Genomic DNA, 20,702 nt, shown 5'->3' with positions numbered 1-20,702 from the left:
GCACTTGTGGATAACGTTTGCAGAGTGTGTCGAAGTCGTCCCAGAAGGCCGGGAGGACGATGATGTCAGCGTTTTCGAGGCCGCCGTCGACCGGCATGATCACATCGCTGAAGCTGTTCACCGGTTTGCCGTCGGGGCTGACCAGGCGGGTTTCGAACGCCGGTGTCAGGCCGTGGCCCAGCTGCTTGCCGTAGCGCAGGCTGGCCAAGTGGAAGAAATCCTTGGCTTGCATGAGGGTGGAAGCGAAAACCCGGTCGATAGCCAGGATACTGACGCGCCGCAGGGGCGTGGAGACTTGGTTAGACATAATTCAACTTTATTCTTATAGGGGAAAGTGGTCACCAGACGGCTGGATCGTCTTATTTTTTGTCTGATGTGTCCAGTGTCCTGTAGCGCGACTGCGGCTTAGGCTCTGGAGGTCAATCCCGGCTAATAAAAACCACAGGTGCCGCATGATCCCCAGAACCTTGTTCAGCTCCGAGCACGAACTCTTTCGCGACAGTGTGCGAACGTTCCTCGAAAAAGAGGCCGTGCCGTTCCATGGGCAATGGGAAAAACAGGGCTACATCGACCGCCAGCTGTGGAACAAGGCAGGGGAGGCGGGGATGCTCTGTTCGCATCTGCCGGAGGAATATGGCGGGCTCGGCGCGGACTTCCTCTACAGCACAGTGGTGATTGAAGAGGTTGGCCGTCTGGGCCTGACCGGGATCGGTTTTTCGCTGCATTCGGATATTGTCGCGCCGTACATCCTGCATTACGGCAGCGAAGCGCTGAAGCACAAATACCTGCCGAAACTGGTCTCGGGCGAGATGGTTACGGCGATTGCCATGACCGAGCCGGGCGCCGGTTCCGACCTGCAAGGGGTGAAAACCACGGCGGTGCTGGATGGCGATGAGTACGTGATCAACGGTTCGAAAACCTTTATCACCAACGGTTATCTCGCGGACTTGGTGATCGTCGTCGCCAAGACCGATCCGAAGGCCGGCGCCAAGGGCACCAGCCTGTTTCTGGTCGAAGCCGATACACCGGGTTTTGCCAAGGGCAAGCGTCTGGAAAAAGTCGGAATGAAGGCTCAGGACACCTCGGAATTGTTCTTCCAGGACGTGCGCGTGCCCAAGGAAAACCTTTTGGGTCAGGCCGGGATGGGGTTCGCTTATCTGATGCAGGAATTGCCGCAGGAACGGCTGACGGTGGCCATTGGCGGACTGGCTTCGGCCGAGGCGGCGCTGCAATGGACGCTGGATTACACCCGCGAGCGCAAAGCGTTCGGCAAAGCGATTGCGGATTTCCAGAACACCCGTTTCAAACTTGCCGAGATGGCCACCGAGATTCAGATTGGCCGGGTTTTTGTCGACAAGTGCCTGGAGTTGCACTTGCAGGGCAAGCTCGATGTGCCAACCGCAGCGATGGCCAAATACTGGGGCACCGACCTGCAATGCAAGGTGCTTGATGAATGCGTGCAGTTGCACGGCGGTTACGGATTTATGTGGGAGTACCCGGTCGCGCGGGCGTGGGCGGATGCGCGGGTGCAGCGGATTTATGCGGGGACCAACGAAATCATGAAGGAGATTATTGCGCGGTCGCTTTGACCTGAGGTGGCTGGGCGGGCGCCTTCGCGAGCAAGCTCGCTCCCACATTTGATCGCATTCCAATGTGGGGCCGAGCTTGCTCGCGATTGGGGTTTTGAATCGATCAAGGCGCCGGGTTCGGATGATCCTTGTGAATCGCTTCGATTCCCGCCAGCACTTCATCGGAAAGTTTCAGGTCGAAACTGGCGATGTTGCTGTCGAGTTGCTCCAGCGTGGTCGCACCAATAATGTTGCTGGTCACGAACGGTTGCTGGGTGACGAAGGCCAACGCCATCTGCGCCGGGTCCAGACCATGCTCACGCGCCAAAGCCACGTAACGGCTGCACGCTGCCTCGGATTGCGCATTGAAATAGCGGCTGAAGCGGCTGTAGAGGCTCAGACGACCCTTCGGCGGACGCGCGCCACCTTCGTACTTGCCCGACAGGAAACCAAACGCCAGCGGCGAATAGGCCAGCAAACCGCACTGTTCGCGAATGGCGATTTCCGCCAGGCCGACTTCGAAGCTGCGGTTCAGCAGGTTGTACGGGTTCTGGATCGACACCGCACGCGGCCAGCCACGGGCTTCGGCCAGCGCGAGGAAACGCATGGTGCCCCACGGCGTTTCGTTGGACAGGCCGATGTGGCGGATTTTGCCGGCCTTGACCTGTTCGTTGAGCGCTTCGAGGGTGTCTTCGAGCGGCGTCAGGTTGGCTTCGATCTTGTGCTTGTAGCCCAACTGGCCGAAGAAATTGGTGCTGCGTTCCGGCCAGTGCAATTGATAGAGATCGATGTAGTCGGTCTGCAGGCGCTTGAGGCTGGCGTCCACGGCTTCGGTGATGTGCTGGCGGTTGTGGCGCAGGTTTTTGTCGCGAATGTAGTCGATGGTGTTGCCCGGGCCGGCGATCTTGCTGGCGAGGATCCAGTCGGCACGATCGCCGCGACTCTTGAAGTAATTGCCGATGTAGCGCTCGGTGGTGGCGTAGGTTTCGGCCTTGGGTGGCACCGGGTACATTTCGGCGGTATCGATGAAATTGATCCCGGCGCTCTTGGCCCGTTCAATCTGGGCGAAGGCTTCAGCCTCGCTGTTTTGCTCGCCCCAGGTCATGGTTCCGAGGCAGATTGCACTCACGTTCAGATCGGTTCGGCCTAGCTGTCGATAATCCATCGGGTGCTCCTTGGGCAAAACAATCATAAAAGCAGGTTGAATATTTTTTCGCAATCTGCATAATTGCCCACCTCTTTATGCAGTGGAAGTGATGCGCCGCCTGCCGAAGAGATCTTGCCGTTGAACGGACGCGCCGACCCGAGCCCCCGATAGCGTCTGTATCCGGCTGCCTTTGACTTGTCAAAGCACGCACTATTCAGTAAGATCCGCCGTCTAATTTACAGGGCGGCCCCTGAGGCTATTAAAGAATGACAACTTTTACTGCAAAACCAGAAACAGTTGTGCGCGACTGGTTTGTCGTCGACGCCGCTGGTCAGACCCTGGGTCGTCTGGCTACCGAAATCGCGAGCCGTCTGCGTGGCAAGCATAAAGCTGAGTACACTCCTCACGTTGACACCGGCGATTACATCGTCGTTATCAATGCCGAGCAGATTCGTGTAACCGGTGCTAAAACCACCGACAAAATCTACTACTCCCACTCCGGTTTCCCGGGTGGCATCAAGTCGATCAGCTTCGAAAAACTGATCGCCAAGAAGCCTGAATCCCCGATCGAGATCGCGGTTAAAGGTATGCTGCCGAAGGGCCCACTGGGTCGCGACATGTATCGCAAGCTGAAAGTCTATGCGGGCGCTGCTCACCCTCATGCTGCTCAGCAGCCCCAAGAACTGAAGTTTTAACGGAATAGTTCATTATGTCGGCGACTCAAAATTACGGCACTGGCCGTCGCAAGACCGCAACCGCACGCGTTTTCCTGCGTCCGGGTACTGGTAACATCTCCATCAACAACCGCACCCTGGAAAATTTCTTCGGCCGCGAAACTGCCCGCATGGTAGTTCGTCAGCCGCTGGAACTGACTGAGACTGTCGAGAAGTTCGACATCTACGTCACCGTGATCGGTGGTGGTGTAAGTGGTCAAGCTGGCGCAATCCGCCACGGTATCACTCGCGCACTGATGCAGTACGACGAAACCCTGCGTGGCGCTCTGCGCAAAGCTGGCTTCGTTACTCGCGATGCTCGTGAAGTTGAACGTAAGAAAGTTGGTCTGCGTAAAGCGCGTAAGCGTCCGCAGTACTCGAAGCGTTAATTCGCTTACACGTTCAAAAAGAACGCCCTGCTCCTCACGGAGCCGGGCGTTTTTTTATGCCTGCGTTTTATCAAAGAATTGCGCTGTGACAACTTGCCACAGCCGTAGAGCCCCTATACTGCAAGGCTTGGCACTGGAGCCCTTGGGTAATTACCTTGTCAGGATTGGGGCTTTTCATTACCATTCGGCAAAATTTTTATAAGTACATAGATTTAACTTAGTAGATGCCTGATTTAACAGGCCACAAAGCTGATGGGAGAGGACTGAATGAGCAATGACGGCGTGAATGCAGGCCGGCGTCGCTTCTTGGTAGCAGCCACATCCGTGGTGGGTGCTGCAGGAGCGGTGGGGGCTGCGGTCCCGTTCGTGGGGTCATGGTTTCCCAGTGCCAAGGCGAAAGCCGCAGGTGCACCGGTGAAGGTGAATGTCAGCAAAATCGAACCAGGTCAGCAGATGATTGCTGAGTGGCGCGGTCAGCCGGTGTTCATTGTCCGCCGAACCGAGGAAATCCTGGGCAATCTGAAAAAGATCGAGGGCCAGTTATCTGACCCTGCCTCCAAGAACTCGACACAACCGACCTACGTCGATCCAGAAACGCGTTCGATCAAGCCAGAGGTTCTGCTGCTGATCGGTATCTGCACGCACCTGGGTTGCTCGCCGACTTTCCGCCCTGAAGTGGCACCTGCTGATCTGGGCAAAGACTGGGTGGGCGGTTATTTCTGCCCTTGCCACGGTTCCCACTACGATCTGGCTGGCCGCGTCTACAAGTCGCAACCTGCGCCTTTGAACCTGCCAGTTCCCCCGCATTCCTATGAGACCGATGACATCATTGTCATTGGCGTCGATACGGAGAAAGCGTGATGAGCAAGTTCATGGATTGGGTTGATGCGCGCTTTCCCGCGACCAAAATGTGGGAAGACCATCTCAGCAAGTACTACGCCCCGAAGAACTTCAACTTCTTCTATTTCTTTGGTTCCCTCGCACTGCTCGTTCTGGTCAACCAGATCGTCACTGGTGTCTGGCTGACCATGAGTTACACCCCGTCGGCGGAAGAAGCGTTTGCCTCCGTCGAATACATCATGCGCGACGTCGAGTACGGCTCGATCCTGCGTCTGTTGCACTCCACCGGCGCCTCGGCGTTCTTCATCGTGGTCTATCTGCACATGTTCCGTGGCTTGCTCTACGGTTCGTATCAGAAGCCGCGTGAGTTGGTGTGGGTCTTCGGCATGTTGATCTACCTGGCGCTGATGGCTGAAGCGTTCATGGGTTACCTGCTGCCGTGGGGCCAGATGTCGTACTGGGGCGCCCAGGTGATCATCTCGCTGTTCGGCGCGATTCCGGTCATCGGCGACGACCTGACCCAGTGGATTCGTGGTGACTACCTGATTTCCGGGATCACCCTGAACCGCTTCTTCGCGCTACACGTTGTCGCCCTGCCGATCGTGATTCTCGGTCTGGTGGTGTTGCACGTTCTGGCGCTGCACGAAGTCGGCTCGAACAACCCGGACGGCGTCGACATCAAGAAATACAAGGACGAGAACGGCGTACCGCTGGATGGCATTGCCTTCCACCCGTACTACACCGTGAAAGATATCGTCGGTGTCGTGGTGTTCCTGTTCATCTTCTGCTCGATCGTGTTCTTCTTCCCGGAAATGGGCGGTTACTTCCTCGAGAAGCCGAACTTTGAAGTGGCCAACGCCTTCAAGACCCCAGAGCACATCGCTCCGGTCTGGTACTTCACGCCGTTCTACGCAGTCTTGCGGGCGATCCCGGACAAGCTCCTTGGCGTTATCGCCATGGGCGCGGCGATTGCGGTGCTGTTCGTCCTGCCGTGGCTCGACCGAAGTCCGGTCAAGTCGATGCGCTACAAGGGCTGGCTGAGCAAAATCTGGCTGTGGCTGTTCTGCATTTCGTTCGTGATCCTCGGTGTACTGGGCGTATTGGCCCCAACGCCAGGGCGCACGTTGCTGTCGCAGGTGTGTACCTTCCTGTACTTCGCCTACTTCATTCTGATGCCGTTCTACACCAGGCTCGAGAAGACCAAACCGGTTCCGGAAAGGGTGACTGGCTGATGAAAAAGCTATTTGCTGTACTGATTCTTGCTGCTTTGCCTGTGTTCTCTTTCGCTGCCGAACACGGTGCGGAACTGGAAAGTGTCGACATCGACGTTTCCGATAAAGCGGCCATGCAGGATGGTGCACGTACGTTCGCCAACTATTGCATGGGTTGCCACAGTGCCAAGTTCCAGCGCTATGAGCGCGTGGCCGACGATCTGGGGATTCCTCACGATCTGATGCTGAGCAATCTGGTGTTCACCGGCGCCAAGATCGGCGACCACATGAACATCGGCATGCAGCCGGCAGACGCCAAGACCTGGTTCGGTGCCGCACCGCCAGACCTGACGCTGGTGGCACGTGTACGTGGCACCGACTGGCTCTACGGTTACCTGCGTTCGTTCTATGAAGATCCATCGCGTCCGTGGGGCGTGAACAACAAGGTGTTCCCGAACGTCGGCATGCCTAACGTGCTCGTCGGCCTGCAAGGTCGTCAGGTGATTGGCTGCAAACAGGTGCAGGTCGTCGAGGATGGCAAGAAGCAATATGATCCGCTGACCGGTACGCCTCTGACCCATGAAGCGTGCGATCAAATGACCATCGTGCCGAAAACCGGGACCCTGACCGAAGAGCAGTTCGATGAGAAGGTCAAGAATCTGGTAACCTTCCTCGCTTACTCGGCTAACCCGGTTAAGCTGCAGCATCAGCGCATTGGTACGTATGTTCTGTTGTACCTCGCGTTCTTCTTCGTATTCGCTTACTTGCTCAAGCGCGAATACTGGAAAGATGTGCACTGATAAAGCTTCAAGCAATTGCTGTTAATCGCGCGCGCCCAAGGGCGCCTCTGAAGGTGTAACGAGTCTGCATGCAGACGTTACGGGAGGCGCCCTCTGGGCGCGCTCGTTTTTCCGCTTACGATAATTTCTACAAGCGAGGAGGACCGCCATGGGCGTGACCAATCGGTTGGCCTGTTACTCCGACCCCGCCGACCACTATTCCCACCGAGTACGCATCGTGCTCGCAGAGAAGGGTGTCAGCGCCGAGATCATTTACGTGGAGGCTGGTCGTCAGCCGCCTAAATTGATCGAAGTGAACCCTTACGGCAGCTTGCCCACCCTGGTCGATCGTGACCTGGCGTTGTGGGAGTCGACCGTGGTGATGGAATATCTGGATGAGCGTTACCCGCACCCGCCTTTACTGCCGGTTTACCCTGTAGCGCGTGCGAACAGTCGTCTGTTGATTCATCGGATTCAGCGTGACTGGTGTGGCCTGGTGGATCTGATCCTGGATCCCAAGTCCAAGGAAGCTGCCCGCGTTGTTGCTCGCAAAGAGCTGCGCGAAAGCCTGACAGGCGTGTCGCCGTTGTTCGCCGACAAGCCGTTTTTCCTCAGCGAGGAACAAAGTCTGGTGGATTGCTGCCTATTACCAATACTCTGGCGTTTGCCGATTCTGGGTATTGAACTGCCGCGGCCAGCCAAGCCGCTGCTTGATTACATGGAGCGCTCTTTCGCGCGTGAGGCTTTCCAGGCGAGTCTGTCTGGCGTCGAACGCGATATGCGCTAAGGCTTAAGGAGCCGCTATGAACTCCAGTCGACCTTATCTGGTCCGCGCGCTCTACGAGTGGATTGTTGATAACGATTGCACCCCGCACATGCTGGTCAATTCCGAATATCCGTCGGTGCAGGTGCCACAAGGTTTTGCCAGTGACGGCCAGATTGTCCTGAACGTATCGCCGGCAGCCGTGCGTCATTTGCACATGGACAACGAAGCGGTCAGCTTCGAAGGGCGCTTCGGTGGCGTCCCGCATACTCTGTTCGTGCCTATCGCTTCGATCCTGGGCATTTACGCCCGGGAGAATGGCCAAGGCATGGTGTTCGATCTGGAGTCGCCTCTGGAAGACGACGACGAGATCGAGCCGGATGATGAACTGCCGCCACCCGACAACGAACCGCCGCGTCCCAGCGGTCGACCCAGTTTGAAAGTGGTGAAATAAAAAAAGGCGATCCGAGAGGATCGCCTTTTTTATTTCAGTAGGAGCAAAGCTTGCTCGCGATGGCGTACTTGGAATCGCCATCGCCGGCAAGTCTGGTTCCTGCAGGAGGGGTGTCAGTCGATGTATTCGAATAATTTGACGATCTTCTGCACACCAGCAACGCTCTGCACCAGATTGGTCGCCTGAGTGGCTTCCTGTTTGGTCAGCAGGCCCAGCAGATAAACGATGCCGTTTTCCGTCACAACCTTAATGCGCGAGCCGGGGATGTTGGCGTCGGCGAGCATCTGGGTTTTGATTTTGGTGGTCAGCCACGCGTCATTCTGACGAGCGATGAAGCCGGACGGCGGCAGCACTTGCAGCTCGTTGTGGACTTTCTTCACGCGTTGCACGGCGGAAGCCGCCTGTTCAGCCTTGGCTTTCAAGTCGGCGGTAGGCGTTTGCCCGGCCAGCAGCACGACGCCGTTGAAGCTGGTGACGACGATGTGCGAGTCGTTATCGAGTGCCGGATCGGCCTTGGCGACGTTGACGCCGACCTTGGTGTCGATCAGCGAGTCGTCGATTTTGCTGCCGAAGGTACGCGTGCCACGGTCATCTTCGATCGGCGCTTCACGGCTGGCTTTAACCACCGAGGTGCAGCCGCTGATGCCGAGGCACAGGGTCAAGGCCAGAAGGCCTAGGCGATTAGGGGTCATTCTTCACTCCCGAACAGTTGGCTGTCGATCAAGTCGCATAAGCAATGGATCGCCAGCAGGTGAACTTCCTGGATACGTGCAGTGACGTTGGCCGGGACGCGAATCTCGACGTCCTCAGGCAAAAGCAGCGACGCCATGCCGCCGCCATCGCGACCCGTCAATGCTACGACAATCATTTCGCGATCATGTGCGGCCTGGATCGCTTGAATAATATTCGCCGAGTTGCCGCTGGTGGAAATCGCCAGCAACACATCGCCCGGCTGGCCGAGCGCGCGGATCTGTTTGGAGAAGATTTCGTTGTAGCTGTAATCGTTGGCAATCGAGGTGATCGTCGAGGTGTCGGTGGTCAGCGCGATGGCTGGCAGGCTCGGACGTTCACGCTCGAAGCGGTTGAGCAGCTCCGAAGAGAAGTGCTGGGCATCACCGGCAGAACCGCCGTTGCCGCAGGAAAGCATTTTGCCCTCGTTGAGCAGGGCGTTGACCATCACCTGGCTGGCTTGCTCGATGTGCGGTGCAAGTACGTCCATCGCCTGCTGCTTGGTGTCGATACTGGCCTGAAAAAGCTGGCGAATTCGGGATTGCATGTCCATCTGTGTGACCTTAATTAGCGCGGCTACCTGGCACAAGAATGTGCAGCCCGCAAAGCAAAGAGCAAAAGTGTTGGGTGAAGGTGTCCGGTTCGGGGTGCAAGCGATCAGCTGTCGAAGGCATTCTGCAACCAGTTCAACTGCTCAAGGCTGCTGTCGATGGCAACCACGTCGAAGCGGCAAGGGGAATTGGCCCAACGCGACTCGCGCTGAAGAAAATACTGCGCGGCGAAAATCAGTTTCTGCCGTTTGCGCCCATCGATGCTATCGAGCGCGCCGCCCCATTGAGTGTTTTTTCGGTAGCGGACTTCAACGAATACTACTGTATCGCCATCAAGCATGACCAGATCAAGCTCGCCGCGTTTGCACAACCAGTTCTGCGCCAGCAGGCGCAGACCGTGTTGTTGCAGATGCTCGAGCGCATGGCGCTCGGCATCCTTGCCGCTTTGCTGGCGTGACCTGTCAGGCATCAGCGCGGGGTGTCCGGCAGGCGTTGAACCTGACCGCTGACAAACTGCGCCCAAGGCAACTGGCGGACTACGCGTTGGTTCTGCGTCATGCCGAGGCTGCCCGACTCACCTTCGATGCGGCTGTCCGGCAGGGCCTTGAGTTGGCCCAGGCGTGGCGCCAGGCGATACGCGTCAACGCCCATCGCGTAGAGTCGGCCGAGGCTGCCAGCGGCTTGTGGCCATTGTGCGGTGACCTGTTTGCGCAACGGATCGTTGGCATCCAGCAGCCAAGGCGTTTCGCAGAAGCGCACGCCGTTCATGTCGTTGTACTGATTGACGTCACCGCTGGCGCTGAACACGTGGGACGTGGCGTAGACCGGCACGTCGCCCGCGTATTGGAAGTTCAGGGTCGGCTTGATCTGCTGCGCCTGTTGCGGAGTGGCAGCGAGGAAGATGAACTCGATGTCCTGGCTGCGCGAAGGCTGGGCCGCGACTTGCGAGCCAACTGTGCTTTGCAGGGACTTGGCGCGACCTTCGCTCTGACGCAGCTTGAACATGTCAGCGATCTGCTGGGCCAGTTGCACCGGCTGATCAACGCGTTCGACGGCGACGATGCTGCCACCGTTGGCCTGCCAGTCCTGGCTGAATGCCTTCAGTACGCGGTCGCCCCATTCGCCTTTCGGCACCATGGCGGCGGCGCGATGCAGGCCGTCGGCGCGAGCACGGCGCGACACTTCGCGCGCTTCGTCTTCAGCCGCCAGACCAAACTGGAACAGCTGCGCCGGACCTTGTTCGCCTTCGCTGTAGTTCAGCGCGAGGGTGGTGATCGGCAATTGCGGGCGAGCGCTGAGCTGTTTGACCAGCGGCTTCTCCAGCGGACCCACAACCAATTGCACGCCGTCGGCCTGAGCCTTGCGATAGAACTCGTCCAGCGACATTTGCGGTGGTTGCGAGGTCATCTTCGAGCTGTCGTAGAAAACGATGGCTGGCAGCTGCTGCCCGGCTTGTTGGGCCTGATAGTGCGCGGCCATGAAGCCTTCACGCAGCGCTTTGCTGACCGCGGCCAACGGGCCATCTGCCTGAGGCAGCAGCACGGCGATCTTGCTCAGGGGCTGGCTGGCCAGTTCCTTGAGCTTGGTCAGCGGCAGTGGCAATTGCACGGCGGCGGGGTGTTTTGGATTCTGCGCGCGCCAGGTGTCGATCGCCGCTTGCTGCTGTTCCAGCGTACCGGCAGTTTTCACTGCCAGCGCCAGGCTGATCCAGCCGCCGAGGTCGTCGGTGGTGGTCGGCTGCAATTGATCGGTAGGCAACGAGGCGATCAAGGTCCAGATCGCTTCGTGGTTCTTGGCGGCGGCTTCACCTTCGAGCATCGGCGCAATAAAGATGCGCTCGCGTGCAGCGGCGAGGGTCTGACCATCAGCTTCAAGGGCGCGGGCGTGAACGGTGCCGGTGCGTACTTGTTGCTCGACCGGCAGTTCACCCAAGCGTTGCAGGCTCGGATGGCTGAGGGCGGTCAGCGCTGCTTTCGGCTGATTGCGCGTCATTGCCAGCTCGGCCGCCAGCGTACTGGCGAACACCTGTTGGCCCGGCTTCAGTTGCTCGATTGGCACTTGTTGCAGGATTTGCGCGGACTGGCCGGCATTCCCCTGTTTGTAAGCCAGGTCTGCCGCGCTCAGGCGAAACAGCGCAGCTTGTTCCGGGGTTTTGCTTTGCGCAGCTTTTTCGAGCAGTTGCTCGATGCTGGCGTCCGGGGTCCGTGGAAGTTCGCCAAGGCTGGAGGAGGGCGAGCTGGCGCAAGCCGCCAGCAAGGCAGCGAGGCAGAGGGCAGATAACAGCCGCAGGCAAGCGATCATGTAAGTGTTCCCGATACTCGATCAAATTAGCGTGGAATTGTACCCAAGCACTGGCCGGGGCGCGATGTTAGTGGCGTGAAACGGTCAATTTAGCTCGTGTAAATGTTGCAGCGCTGCACGAAGGGTCGCAAAACCGAGGTCGGCTGGTGTCTGTCGCCAGCGTCACTACGCGTTACAATGGCGGCTTTTACCGATCATGAGGTGTGCGCTTTGACTGCTCCAGGTGCTTTGAATTCCGCTGCTGGCTCGCTTTATGTGGTGGCGACGCCCATCGGCAACCTGGATGACATCAGTGCCCGCGCGCTGAAAATCCTCCGCGACGTCGCGTTGATCGCCGCCGAAGACACGCGGCACTCGCAACGCCTGATGCAGCATTTCGGTATTCCGACGCCGCTGGCAGCCTGTCATGAACACAACGAACGGGATGAAGGTAGTCGCTTTATCACGCGTCTGCTGGCCGGCGACGATGTGGCGCTGATTTCCGACGCCGGCACGCCGCTGATCTCCGATCCTGGTTATCACTTGGTTCGTCAGGCGCGCGCGGCGGGCATCAACGTGGTGCCGGTGCCGGGCGCCTGCGCGTTGATCGCCGCGCTGTCGGCGGCGGGGCTGCCGTCGGACCGCTTCATTTTCGAAGGTTTCCTGCCGGCCAAGGCGGTCGGCCGTCGCGCACGTCTGGAGCTGGTCAAGGAAGAGCCGCGCACGCTGATCTTCTATGAAGCGCCGCACCGTATTCTCGAATGCCTGCAAGACATGGAGCTGGTGTTCGGTGGCGAGCGCCCGGCGCTGCTGGCGCGCGAAATCACCAAAACCTTCGAAACCCTGAAAGGCCTGCCGCTCGCCGAGTTGCGCGAGTTCGTCGAGTCCGACAGCAATCAGCAGCGCGGCGAGTGCGTGGTGCTGGTCGCAGGTTGGTCGGCGCCGGAAACCGAAGACGCGGTCAGCAGCGAAGCGATGCGCATCCTCAATCTGCTGCTCGAAGAAATGCCGCTCAAACGCGCCGCGGCCCTGGCCGCGCAAATTACCGGTGAGCGCAAGAATGTGCTCTACCAGGTCGCACTGGATAAACAGAAGGGCGAGTGAAAACCCGACGCGCAGGCGCTGCCAAAGGCGTTTAGCGCTTGTTCTTCGGGCGCTCTGCCGTTAACCTTCGCGCCGGAGAGTCGATTGGACAGTCGCTGCCCTCTATGAAAATTAGGGGGGGGAGGAAAGTCCGGGCTCCATAGGGCGAAGTGCCAGGTAATGCCTGGGAGGCGTGAGCCTACGGAAAGTGCCACAGAAAATAACCGCCTAAGCGCTTCGGCGACGGTAAGGGTGAAAAGGTGCGGTAAGAGCGCACCGCGCGACTGGCAACAGTTCGTGGCTTAGGTAAACCCCACTTGGAGCAAGACCAAATAGGGTCCCAAGGCGTGGCCCGCGCTGGGACCGGGTAGGTTGCTAAAGATGTCCAGTGATGGCCATCGTAGACGAATGACTGTTCAAGACAGAACCCGGCTTACAGATCGACTCTCCACTTTTTCTTCCTGCTTGAATCATCAGGCAGGTGCTTGTAGCGGGCTTTCGTGATATCGATTAGCCTTCGCTGCAAGTCATTGAAAAACCTCCGCTGTCGCTTCGGTTTCCCCGCGAACATAAACACCAGCAGACCTCTCTCGTAATACCAAAAAAATCTTACTCTTAACAAATCACTTTAACTTTCGAGCGCAGCCATCCGTGCTGAATCAAGTTATTGAGATGAAACATACGTCAGATTCTCGTTACCCCTCCTTTTACGTCGCTAAATCTCCGTTCTGTAAGGCTTTTCCTTGAATACGCGCCTTGACGGTGTGGTGGGCGCATTCCTATAGTGTGCGCAAGTGGCGGAAAGTGGCATGAAGTGGGTTTTTTGAGCTCAAAACGATAAAAATTGGAGAAACGCTGACGTGTTTCGCGGAGCTAACGCTATCAATCTCGATGCAAAGGGCCGTCTCGCTATGCCGAGCCGGTACCGTGACGAGTTGGTTTCGCGTAGTGCCGGCCAATTGATCGTGACCATTGATGCCGTTGATCCATGTTTGTGTGTTTACCCACTCGATGAGTGGGAAATTATTGAAACCAAACTGCGCGCCTTGCCTTCGCTTCGCGAAGAAAACCGTCGCCTGCAACGTTTGCTGATTGGTAATGCCGTCGACCTCGAGCTCGATGGCAGTGGTCGTTTTCTGGTTCCGCCGCGTCTGCGCGAATATGCCAAGTTGGATAAGCGCGCAATGTTGGTAGGCCAACTGAACAAGTTCCAATTGTGGGACGAGGATGCCTGGGATGCGGTTTCTGCCGCTGATCTGGCTGCCATTCAACAACCGGGCGCCATGCCTGATGAACTGCGTGATTTGATCCTGTGACTATTGATAGCGGCTTTAACCACATCACCGTACTGCTCGACGAAGCCGTGGAGGCTCTCGCCGTACGTCCTGATGGCTGCTATCTGGACGGCACGTTCGGACGCGGCGGGCACAGTCGGCTGATCCTCAGTCAGCTCGGTCCCGATGGTCGGTTGCTCGGATTCGATAAAGATCCTCAAGCGATTGCCACCGGGCAAACGCTAGCGGCCGAAGACGGCCGCTTTGTCGTTGTGCAGCGCAGCTTTGCCGAGCTCGGTTCGGAAGTTGCCGAACGCGGTCTGGCCGGCCAGGTCAGCGGCGTGCTGCTCGACCTCGGCGTGTCGTCGCCACAACTCGACGACCCGGAGCGCGGCTTCAGTTTCCTCAACGATGGCCCGCTGGACATGCGCATGGACCCGTCTCGCGGGATCAGCGCTGCCGAATTCGTCAACACCGCGCCGGTGGAAGAAATCGCCCGGGTGTTCAAGGAATACGGCGAAGAACGTTTCTCCGGGCGTATGGCCCGCGCCGTCGCCGAACGCCGCGATATCAAGCCGTTCGAGCGCACCGCCGATCTGGCCGAAGTGCTGAAAGTTGCCAACCCTGCCTGGGAAAAAGGCAAGAACCCGGCAACCCGCGCGTTCCAGGGCCTGCGCATTCACGTCAACAACGAACTGGGCGATCTGGAAGCCGGCCTCGAAGCCGCGCTCGAAAGCCTGGAAATCGGCGGTCGTCTGGTGGTGATCAGCTTTCACTCGCTGGAAGACCGCATCGTCAAACTCTTCATGCGCAAACTGGTGAAAGGCGAGGCCGACAATTTGCCGCGCAACCTGCCGGTGCGTCACGTCGCGTTCGAACCGAAAATCAAAGTCCATGGCAAAGCGCAGTCCGCCTCCGAGGCCGAACTCAAAGCCAACCCACGTTCCCGTAGCGCCATCATGCGTGTCGCGGAGAAGTTGCGGTGAGCAAGCTTTTCGCCAAGCCACTGCCTGGCGGCAGCTTTTTCATGATGCTGCTGTTCATCGGCGTGCTCGTGTCGGCCATCGGCGTGTCGTATAGCGCGCACTGGAACCGTCAGCTCTTGAACTCGCTGTACAACGAGTTGAGCGTGCGCGACAAGGCGCAAGCTGAATGGGGCCGTTTGATTCTTGAACAGAGCACCTGGACTGCGCACAGCCGTATCGAAGTGCTGGCCACCGAACAACTGAAGATGCGCATTCCCGGCGCCGCCGAAGTACAGATGGTGGCGCCATGATGAAACTCGAAGGTGCACTGTTTCCTTGGCGGTTCCGCGTGGTCATGGGCTTGCTCGGGATCATGGTGGCAGCGATCGGCTGGCGCATCATCGACCTGCAAGTGGTCGACCGTGACTTCCTCAAAGGTCAGGGCGATGCGCGCAGTGTTCGACACATTCCGATTCCGGCTCACCGTGGTCTGATCACTGACCGTAACGGCGAGCCGTTGGCCGTGAGTACCCCGGTTACCACGCTGTGGGCGAATGCCAAAGAAATGCAGCAGGCCAAAGAGAAGTGGCCGGCACTGGCAGCGGCGCTGGGCCAGGACCCGAAAGCCCTGAGCGAGCGTCTTGAAGCCCAGGCCAATAAAGAATTCATCTATCTGGTGCGCGGTTTGACCCCCGAGCAGGGCCAGTCGGTGCTCGACCTCAAAGTGCCCGGTGTCTACGGCATTGAAGAGTTCCGCCGGTTCTACCCTGCCGGCGAAGTCACCGCCCACATGGTCGGCTTCACCGACATCGACGATCACGGGCGCGAAGGCGTCGAGCTGGCATATGACGAATGGCTGGCCGGGGTCCCTGGCAAGCGCCAGGTGATCAAGGATCGGCGCGGTCGGCTGATCAAGGATGTCCAGGTCACCAAAAACGCCAAGGCCGGCAAGCCCTTGGCGTTGTCGATTGACCTGCGTCTGCAATACCTGGCCAACCGCGAACTGCGCAACGCGATCATCGAGAACGGCGCCAAGGCCGGCAGTCTGGTGATCATGGACGTGAAAAGCGGCGAGATCCTCGCCATGGTCAACCAGCCGACCTACAACCCGAACAACCGTCGCAACCTGCAACCGGCGATGATGCGCAACCGCGCAATGATCGACGTGTTCGAACCGGGTTCGACTATGAAGGCCATCTCCATGAGCGCCGCTCTGGAAACCGGGCGCTGGAAGCCGAGCGACACCGTCGAGGTGTATCCGGGTTCGCTGCAGATCGGCAAATACACCATTAAAGACGTTTCGAAAAGTGAAGGCCCGGTGCTCGATCTGACCGGCATCCTGATCAACTCCAGTAACGTCGGCATGAGTAAAGTCGCCTTCGATATCGGCGGCGAAACGATTTTCCGTCTCGCGCAAAAAGTCGGCCTCGGCCAGGACACCGGCCTCGGCTTCCCTGGCGAGCGCGTGGGCAACCTGCCGAACTACCGCGAATGGCGCAAGGCTGAAACCGCCACGCTGTCCTATGGCTACGGTATTTCGGTGACGGCGATTCAGCTGGTTCACGCCTTCTCGGCGCTGGCCAACAACGGTCGCCTCGCGCCGCTGACATTGATCAAGACCGACAAGCCGCCGCAGACCACGCAAGTGTTGCCGGAAAACGTCGCGAAAACCATGCAAGGCATGTTGACCCAAGTGATCGAGGCCCCGCGCGGCGTATTCCGTGCGCAAGTGCCGGCGTATCACGTGGCCGGCAAGTCCGGTACCGCGCGCAAGACTTCCGTGGGCACCAAAGGCTACGCCGAGAATTCCTACCGCTCGCTGTTCGCCGGTTTCGGGCCGATGAGCGATCCGCGTTTCGCCATCGTCGTGGTGATCGATGAACCGACCAAAGCCGGTTACTTCGGTGGTCTGGTTTCGGCGCCAGTGTTCAGCAAAGTGATGTCCGGGACCCTGCGCCTGATGAACATCACGCCGGACAATCTGCCGCCAACCCAACAAGCCAACGCTGCACCGGTCGTTCCGCTGAAAGCCAATGGAGGGCGCGGCTGATGTCTCTTAGTCTGAACAAGATTTTTCCGCATGCCGGTCGTGATCTGTTGATCCGCGAACTTACACTTGATAGCCGCAATGTGCGCGCCGGCGATTTGTTTCTCGCCGTGCCTGGCGGCAAGTTCGACGGCCGTGCGCACATCGCCGATGCCTTGCAACGCGGCGCGGCGGCGGTGGCGTATGAAGTCGAAGGCGCCACTGTGCTGCCGATCACCGATGTGCCGCTGATTCCGGTCAAAGGTCTGGCGGCGCAGCTGTCGGACATCGCCGGGCGCTTTTATGGCGAGCCGAGCCATCACCTGAATCTGGTGGGCGTCACCGGCACCAACGGCAAAACCAGCGTGACCCAATTGGTCGCGCAGGCACTGGATTTGCTCGGCCAGCATTGCGGCATCGTCGGCACGTTGGGCACTGGTTTCTACGGCGCGCTGGAAAGCGGCCTGCACACCACGCCGAACCCGATTGCCGTGCAAGCGACCCTCGCCGACCTGAAGAAGGCCGGGGCCAAAGCCGTGGCCATGGAAGTTTCTTCCCATGGTCTGGATCAGGGCCGGGTCAGCGCACTGGCGTTTGACGTGGCGGTGATGACCAACCTGTCGCGCGATCATCTGGATTACCACGGCACCATGCAGGCCTACGGCGAAGCCAAGGCCAAATTGTTTGCCTGGAACGATTTGAAATGCCGGGTGATCAACCTCGACGACGAATTCGGTCGGCAACTCGCCGCTGATAAACGTGAGTCGCGCCTGATTACCTACAGCCTGGAAAACTCCAGCGCCTACCTTTATTGCCGTGAAGCGCAGTTTGACGACGAAGGCGTGCGCGCCACGCTGGTCACGCCGCAAGGTCAGCATCACCTGCGCAGCGCGCTGCTCGGGCGCTTCAACCTGAGCAACGTCCTCGCGGCGATCGGCGCCTTGCTCGGCCTCGACTACGCGCTCGACGAAATTCTCAAGGTTCTGCCAAAACTCGAAGGTCCGGCCGGGCGCATGCAGCGTTTGGGCGGCGGTACTCAGCCGCTGGTGGTGGTCGATTACGCCCACACGCCCGACGCGCTGGAAAAAGTCTTGATGGCCCTGCGTCCACACGCCAAGGGTCGGTTGCTGTGCCTGTTTGGTTGCGGCGGTGATCGCGATCGCGGCAAGCGTCCGCTGATGGCCGAAGTGGTCGAGCGTCTGGCCGATGGCGTGCTGGTCACCGACGACAACCCGCGCACCGAAGATCCTTCGGTGATCTTCGATGACATCCGCGCCGGTTTCAGCGCTGTGGATAAAGTCAGCTTCGTGGCTGGCCGTGGTCAGGCGATTGCGCAGTTGATCGCCACTGCCTCGGCCGATGACGTGATTGTACTGGCCGGTAAAGGTCACGAGGACTATCAGGAAATCAACGGCCAGCGCCACGCCTTCTCCGATCTGGTCGAGGCCGATCATGCCTTGACCGCGTGGGAGGTGGCCCATGCTTAAAGCCCTTAAGCTTAGTGAACTGGCCGGCGCATTGAACGCGCGCCTGATTGCTGCCGACGCCAGTTTCGACGGTGTCAGCATCGACAGCCGTGCGATCAAGCCGGGCCAACTGTTTATTGCGTTGACCGGTCCACGTTTCGATGGTCATGACTATCTGAACGACGTCGCTGGCAAAGGCGCGGTGGCGGCATTGGTCGAGCGCGAAGTCGCCGACAGCACGCTGCCGCAATTGCTGGTCGCGGACACCCGCCAGGCCCTCGGCCAATTGGGCGCGCTGAACCGTGCCGCTTTCAGCAATCCGGTCGCGGCAGTCACCGGTTCCAGCGGCAAAACCACGGTCAAGGAAATGCTCGCGAGCATCCTGCGCACGCGCGGTCCGGTGCACGCGACCCGTGGCAACCTGAACAACGACCTCGGCGTGCCGCTGACCTTGCTCGAACTCGCGCCGGAACATACCGCCGCAGTCATCGAACTCGGTGCCTCGCGCCTTGGCGAAATTGCCTACACCGTGGCCATGACCAAGCCCCACGTGGCCATCCTCAATAACGCCGGAACCGCCCACGTTGGCGAGTTCGGCGGGCCGGAAAAAATCGTCGAAGCCAAAGGCGAGATTATCGAAGGGCTGGATGCCGATGGCGTCGCCGTGCTCAATCTCGACGACAAGGCTTTCGGCATCTGGAAGGCCCGTGCTGGCGAGCGCCAAGTGCTGACGTTCGCACTGAACAATCCAAGTGCCGACTTTTATGGCAGCGAGCTGGACCGCGATGCGCGCGGTTGCCCGTCCTTCAATCTGCACAGCCCTGAAGGCGTGGAACGCGTGCAACTGAACCTGCTCGGCGTGCACAACGTTGCCAACGCCATGGCCGCCGCCGCTGCCGCGCACGCCTTGGGTGTGTCGCTGTTTGGCATCGCCACCGGACTTGGCGCGGTGCAACCGGTCAAGGGCCGCACCGTGGCGCAACTGGCCACCAACGGCATGCGCGTGATTGACGACACTTACAACGCGAACCCCACCTCAATGTGCGCCGCCGTTGATATACTCGCCGGCTTTTCCGGCCGCACCGTCCTGGTGCTCGGGGATATCGGCGAGTTGGGCGACTGGGCGGAGCAGGGGCACCGCGACGTGGGCGAATATGCCCGTGGCAAGGTTTCCGCGCTTTACGCAGTCGGGCCAATGATGGCTCACGCCGTGAACGCATTCGGCCCGCAGGCTCGTCACTTCAGCACTCAGGCTGAGCTGATCGAGGCCCTCGGCGCCGAGCAAGACCCAAACACCACCATTTTGATCAAGGGCTCGCGCAGCGCTGCGATGGAAAACATCGTCGCCGCTTTGTGCGGGTCCAGTCTGGAGAATCATTAATGCTGCTGCTGCTAGCGGAGTATCTGCAACAGTTCTACAAAGGCTTCGCGGTCTTTCAGTACCTGACCCTGCGCGGGATCTTCGGTGTGCTGACCGCGCTGGTTTTGTCGCTGTGCTACGGCCCGTGGATGATCCGCACTCTGCAGAACCGGCAGATCGGCCAGTCCGTTCGCAACGATGGTCCGCAATCGCACCTGTCCAAATCCGGCACCCCGACCATGGGCGGCGCGCTGATCCTGTCGTCTATCGGCATCAGCACTTTGTTGTGGGCTGACCTGAGCAACCGTTACGTCTGGACCGTGTTGCTGGTGACCTTGCTGTTCGGCGCCATCGGCTGGGTCGACGATTACCGCAAAGTCATCGAGAAAAACTCCAAGGGCTTGCCGAGCCGCTGGAAGTATTTCTGGCAATCGGTGTTTGGCCTCGGCGCGGCGATCTTCCTTTATATGACCGCCCCGAGCGCTGTGGAAACCACGCTGATCCTGCCAATGCTCAAGGATCACAGCATTCCGTTGGGCATCGGTTTTGTGGTCCTGACTTATTTCGTGATTGTCGGCTCGAGCAACGCGGTCAACCTGACTGACGGCCTCGACGGCCTGGCGATCATGCCGACCGTGATGGTCGGTGGTGGCCTGGGGATCTTCTGCTACCTGTCGGGTAACGTGAAGTTCGCTGAATACCTGCTGATTCCTTACGTGCCCGGCGCCGGTGAATTGATCGTGTTCTGCGGCGCATTGATCGGCGCGGGCCTGGGCTTCCTCTGGTTCAACACCTATCCGGCGCAAGTGTTCATGGGCGACGTCGGCGCACTCGCGCTCGGCGCCGCGCTGGGCACCATCGCCGTGATCGTGCGTCAGGAAATCGTCCTGTTCATCATGGGCGGCGTGTTCGTGATGGAAACCCTGTCGGTGGTCATCCAGGTGGCCTCCTTCAAATTGACCGGGCGCCGCGTGTTCCGCATGGCGCCGATTCACCACCACTTTGAACTCAAGGGCTGGCCCGAGCCGCGCGTGATCGTGCGTTTCTGGATCATCACCGTGATTCTCGTACTGGTTGGCCTTGCCACCCTGAAGCTGAGGTAGA

The 20,702-nt window shown here is 59.1% G+C and carries 21 protein-coding genes, 1 other RNA gene and 1 pseudogene; 17 read left to right on the top strand and 6 right to left on the bottom strand.

Going from position 1 to position 20,702, the window contains the following annotated elements:
* A pseudogene (locus BI292_RS07550) lies at positions 1-307 on the bottom strand (GlxA family transcriptional regulator); the annotation flags it as partial.
* A 145-nt stretch (positions 308-452) separates the two neighbouring features.
* On the opposite strand from BI292_RS07550, the gene BI292_RS07545 reads away from it, so the two are divergent.
* Positions 453-1,589, top strand: a complete 1,137-nt coding sequence (locus BI292_RS07545; protein ID WP_092278171.1) for an acyl-CoA dehydrogenase family protein — start codon at positions 453-455, stop codon at positions 1,587-1,589.
* A 103-nt stretch (positions 1,590-1,692) separates the two neighbouring features.
* On the opposite strand, the gene BI292_RS07540 is transcribed toward BI292_RS07545, so the two are convergent.
* The gene (locus BI292_RS07540) at positions 1,693-2,733 is read right to left on the bottom strand and encodes an NADP(H)-dependent aldo-keto reductase (protein WP_101207490.1); all 1,041 of its coding nucleotides are present in this window, start codon (positions 2,731-2,733) and stop codon (positions 1,693-1,695) included.
* A gap of 248 nt (positions 2,734-2,981) precedes the next feature.
* Between BI292_RS07540 and rplM the strand changes: the two genes are divergently transcribed.
* The 7 genes from rplM to BI292_RS07505 all read left to right on the top strand — a co-directional run bounded on the left by rplM (position 2,982) and on the right by BI292_RS07505 (position 7,864).
* Positions 2,982-3,410 carry a 50S ribosomal protein L13 gene (rplM, locus tag BI292_RS07535; RefSeq protein ID WP_101207489.1) on the top strand — a complete coding sequence of 143 codons (429 nt, stop codon included), beginning with the start codon at positions 2,982-2,984 and terminating at the stop codon, positions 3,408-3,410.
* Positions 3,411-3,424: 14 nt separating this feature from the next.
* A complete protein-coding gene (rpsI, locus tag BI292_RS07530) occupies positions 3,425-3,817 on the top strand; it encodes a 30S ribosomal protein S9 (RefSeq protein ID WP_003216038.1) in 393 nt (130 codons plus the stop codon).
* Positions 3,818-4,084: 267 nt separating this feature from the next.
* The gene (petA, locus tag BI292_RS07525) at positions 4,085-4,678 is read left to right on the top strand and encodes a ubiquinol-cytochrome c reductase iron-sulfur subunit (protein ID WP_092278177.1); all 594 of its coding nucleotides are present in this window, start codon (positions 4,085-4,087) and stop codon (positions 4,676-4,678) included.
* Positions 4,678-5,889: a cytochrome bc complex cytochrome b subunit gene (locus BI292_RS07520; protein WP_101207488.1), complete on the top strand. Its 1,212-nt coding sequence runs from the start codon at positions 4,678-4,680 to the stop codon at positions 5,887-5,889. The genes petA and BI292_RS07520 overlap by 1 nt, the downstream gene beginning before the upstream one ends.
* Complete coding sequence (locus tag BI292_RS07515) at positions 5,889-6,668, top strand: cytochrome c1 (protein ID WP_092278181.1); 780 nt, start codon at positions 5,889-5,891, stop codon at positions 6,666-6,668. Before BI292_RS07520 ends, BI292_RS07515 begins: the two co-directional genes overlap by 1 nt.
* 148 nt (positions 6,669-6,816) lie before the next feature.
* Entirely contained in the window at positions 6,817-7,434 is a 618-nt protein-coding gene (locus BI292_RS07510) for a glutathione S-transferase N-terminal domain-containing protein (protein ID WP_047303097.1), read from the top strand.
* 16 nt (positions 7,435-7,450) lie between these two features.
* Positions 7,451-7,864 carry a ClpXP protease specificity-enhancing factor gene (locus BI292_RS07505; protein ID WP_092278183.1) on the top strand — a complete coding sequence of 138 codons (414 nt, stop codon included), beginning with the start codon at positions 7,451-7,453 and terminating at the stop codon, positions 7,862-7,864.
* Between the two features lie 113 nt (positions 7,865-7,977).
* Here BI292_RS07505 and BI292_RS07500 read toward each other — a convergent pair whose 3' ends face one another.
* The 4 genes from BI292_RS07500 to BI292_RS07485 all read right to left on the bottom strand — a co-directional run bounded on the left by BI292_RS07500 (position 7,978) and on the right by BI292_RS07485 (position 11,445).
* The gene (locus BI292_RS07500; RefSeq protein WP_092278185.1) at positions 7,978-8,556 is read right to left on the bottom strand and encodes a BON domain-containing protein; all 579 of its coding nucleotides are present in this window, start codon (positions 8,554-8,556) and stop codon (positions 7,978-7,980) included.
* Positions 8,553-9,146 carry a phosphoheptose isomerase gene (locus BI292_RS07495; RefSeq protein WP_003216190.1) on the bottom strand — a complete coding sequence of 198 codons (594 nt, stop codon included), beginning with the start codon at positions 9,144-9,146 and terminating at the stop codon, positions 8,553-8,555. The genes BI292_RS07500 and BI292_RS07495 overlap by 4 nt, the downstream gene beginning before the upstream one ends.
* Positions 9,147-9,250: 104 nt before the next feature.
* Positions 9,251-9,613 (bottom strand): YraN family protein, encoded by a 363-nt coding sequence (locus tag BI292_RS07490; protein WP_101207487.1) that lies wholly within the window; start codon positions 9,611-9,613, stop codon positions 9,251-9,253.
* Positions 9,613-11,445 (bottom strand): penicillin-binding protein activator, encoded by a 1,833-nt coding sequence (locus BI292_RS07485; protein WP_101207486.1) that lies wholly within the window; start codon positions 11,443-11,445, stop codon positions 9,613-9,615. The genes BI292_RS07490 and BI292_RS07485 overlap by 1 nt, the downstream gene beginning before the upstream one ends.
* 177 nt (positions 11,446-11,622) lie before the next feature.
* On the opposite strand from BI292_RS07485, the gene rsmI reads away from it, so the two are divergent.
* From rsmI to mraY, 9 genes are all read left to right on the top strand, one after another.
* The gene (gene rsmI / locus BI292_RS07480) at positions 11,623-12,528 is read left to right on the top strand and encodes a 16S rRNA (cytidine(1402)-2'-O)-methyltransferase (protein ID WP_167370436.1); all 906 of its coding nucleotides are present in this window, start codon (positions 11,623-11,625) and stop codon (positions 12,526-12,528) included.
* Between the two features lie 76 nt (positions 12,529-12,604).
* An RNA gene (rnpB, locus tag BI292_RS07475) (RNase P RNA component class A) lies at positions 12,605-12,959 on the top strand.
* Between the two features lie 408 nt (positions 12,960-13,367).
* Positions 13,368-13,823, top strand: coding sequence for a division/cell wall cluster transcriptional repressor MraZ (mraZ, locus tag BI292_RS07470; RefSeq protein WP_092278191.1), 456 nt, complete (start codon positions 13,368-13,370; stop codon positions 13,821-13,823).
* On the top strand, positions 13,820-14,767 hold the full coding sequence (gene rsmH, locus BI292_RS07465; RefSeq protein WP_167370437.1) for a 16S rRNA (cytosine(1402)-N(4))-methyltransferase RsmH: 948 nt from the start codon (positions 13,820-13,822) through the stop codon (positions 14,765-14,767). Before mraZ ends, rsmH begins: the two co-directional genes overlap by 4 nt.
* Positions 14,764-15,057 (top strand): cell division protein FtsL, encoded by a 294-nt coding sequence (gene ftsL, locus BI292_RS07460; RefSeq protein WP_092278193.1) that lies wholly within the window; start codon positions 14,764-14,766, stop codon positions 15,055-15,057. Before rsmH ends, ftsL begins: the two co-directional genes overlap by 4 nt.
* Positions 15,057-16,796, top strand: coding sequence for a penicillin-binding protein 2 (locus tag BI292_RS07455; protein WP_178076543.1), 1,740 nt, complete (start codon positions 15,057-15,059; stop codon positions 16,794-16,796). The genes ftsL and BI292_RS07455 overlap by 1 nt, the downstream gene beginning before the upstream one ends.
* Positions 16,796-18,259 carry a UDP-N-acetylmuramoyl-L-alanyl-D-glutamate--2,6-diaminopimelate ligase gene (locus BI292_RS07450; RefSeq protein WP_101207485.1) on the top strand — a complete coding sequence of 488 codons (1,464 nt, stop codon included), beginning with the start codon at positions 16,796-16,798 and terminating at the stop codon, positions 18,257-18,259. The genes BI292_RS07455 and BI292_RS07450 overlap by 1 nt, the downstream gene beginning before the upstream one ends.
* Positions 18,252-19,619 carry a UDP-N-acetylmuramoyl-tripeptide--D-alanyl-D-alanine ligase gene (gene murF, locus BI292_RS07445; RefSeq protein ID WP_101207484.1) on the top strand — a complete coding sequence of 456 codons (1,368 nt, stop codon included), beginning with the start codon at positions 18,252-18,254 and terminating at the stop codon, positions 19,617-19,619. The genes BI292_RS07450 and murF overlap by 8 nt, the downstream gene beginning before the upstream one ends.
* Complete coding sequence (mraY, locus tag BI292_RS07440) at positions 19,619-20,701, top strand: phospho-N-acetylmuramoyl-pentapeptide-transferase (protein ID WP_092278202.1); 1,083 nt, start codon at positions 19,619-19,621, stop codon at positions 20,699-20,701. Before murF ends, mraY begins: the two co-directional genes overlap by 1 nt.
* Position 20,702 lies beyond the last annotated feature (1 nt).

This window comes from Pseudomonas sp. 43NM1 (genome assembly GCF_002836905.1).
GTDB lineage: Bacteria > Pseudomonadota > Gammaproteobacteria > Pseudomonadales > Pseudomonadaceae > Aquipseudomonas > Aquipseudomonas prosekii.
This window is presented reverse-complemented; position numbering and strand designations above follow the sequence as displayed.